The organism is Kitasatospora sp. NPDC007106, assembly GCF_040634455.1.
Classification (GTDB): Bacteria; Actinomycetota; Actinomycetes; order Streptomycetales; family Streptomycetaceae; genus Kitasatospora; species Kitasatospora arboriphila.
Map to the genome: position 1 here is coordinate 1 of NZ_JBEYFP010001113.1, position 1,676 is coordinate 1,676.

The 1,676-nt window shown below is 77.2% G+C and carries 1 protein-coding gene and 1 pseudogene; both read left to right on the top strand.

Features of this window, described 5'->3' with window-relative positions; genetic code table 11:
• The coding region (locus ABZ641_RS36280) for a hypothetical protein (RefSeq protein WP_359988756.1) at nucleotides 1-426 on the top strand (426 nt) is incomplete at its 5' end.
• Nucleotides 416-1,676: pseudogene (locus tag ABZ641_RS36285) on the top strand (hypothetical protein); the annotation flags it as partial. The gene ABZ641_RS36280 and the pseudogene ABZ641_RS36285, both read left to right, overlap by 11 nt.

Sequence of the window (1,676 nt, forward strand, 5' to 3'; positions counted from 1 at the left end):
CGGCGCAGCGCGCCGGAGGTCGTCGCCGCGTGCGCCGCCGCCCTCGGCGTCACGGCGGACGCGGCGGCGCTCCATCTGATGCTGCTGGCCCTGCCCGATCCCACCGACCGCCGGGTGCGGCAGTGGACGGGCTGGTCGCCGGCCGCGCTGAAGGCCGCACAGCAGCAGGTCCGCGGCACCGGGCTCGTCGTGGAGGCCCGCCGTTCCCGTGCCGGGCGCAGCCTGTTCCTCCCCGGCCCGTGGCTGGAGTTGAAGGTGCCGCGGCTGCCGGTCGAGGCCGGGAAGCGTGCCCTGCTGCCCGCCGACCCCACCCGGGCGAGCGGCGCGCACACGGCGGTGGTGCCGTCCCGCCCGCTGCCCGTCCTGTTCGCCGACGCCTGGCGGTCGGCCGACCCGACGAAGGAGGAGCCCGGTCATGTCCGGTGAGTTCAGCAGCGGTGGTCCGGTCGACGGAGTCGCGCCGGTGGACGGGCGGTTGACCGATCCGGGGTGGCTGGTGACGGCCGCGCCGGAGCAGGTCGCGGCGGCGCTGGACGGCGCCGTCGGGCCGCGGGAGGTGGCGGCGGCTGCCGTGTACCGGGCGTCGGGGCATGTGCACCGTGACGCCGGTCCGGTGGTGCGGCGGCAGGTGCTGGCGCTGGACGCGGCACGGTACGGCGAGCGGGAGCTGCTGACCGGTCTCACCGAGGTGCCGGTCCGTCAGGAGGCGGACGGTCCCTGGACGGTGCAGTGGGCGACCGGCACCGGCCTGGACTCCCGGCTGCGGCACGCACTGCCCGCGCCGGCCGGGGTGACCGCGGTGGCGACCGTGGTCGTGGAGGGGCGTGGACTCGCCGTCGCGGGCTGCGCGGACGGCACGCTGCTCTGGTGGGATCCGGTCACGGGCGGGCAGCTCGGCCGGGCCGCGACCGGTCACCCCGGCGGGGTGTGCCGTCTGGCGACGGCGGTGGTGGACGGGCGGCCCGTGGCCGTCACCGTCGGTTCCGACGGGACGGTCCTGGTGTGGGACCTCGACGAGGGGGAGCCGGTCGGCGAGTACCGCGCCGGCGGTGACGACCGGATCTTCACGCTGGCCACCGCACGGGTCGAGGGCCGGCCCGTCCTGGTGGCCGGCAGCACCGACGGCGTGGTGAGGGTGTGGGACCTGGCCGCCCTCGCCCGCACGGACGCGCTCCTGACCATCCGCACCGGCCATGTGCCGGCGCTGGCGACGGCGGTGGTGGACGGCCGGCCCGTCGCCGTCACCGGCCACGCCGAAGGTGTCGTCCGCAGGTGGGACCTGGTCACGGGACGGGAGTTCCGCGCCGGGGGCGACGGCGCGGAGGATTCCGGGCCCCTCGCCGATCCGCCGTCCGACCTGCCGGCGGCCGCGGAGGGCGGCGGTGACGACGACGGTGACGACGGGTTCCGCCGCTGCATCACCCTGGAGGTCAACGCCATGACGCACCTCCTGGCGACGGACCCGGTGGTCGAGTGCCCGGTGGCGATCAGCGCCAACGTCTACGAGACGTACGTCTGGGACCTGGCCACGGGCGAGCAGCGGGGCGGGCACGTTCCGGGGTTCGCGGAGACGGCGGCGCTGGCGGTGCTCGACGGCCGCCCCACCGCCCTCGTCGGGTTCGACCGCGGGCGGGTCGCGGTCTGCGACCTGTCCGCCCGCAGGCGTCCGTACCGGC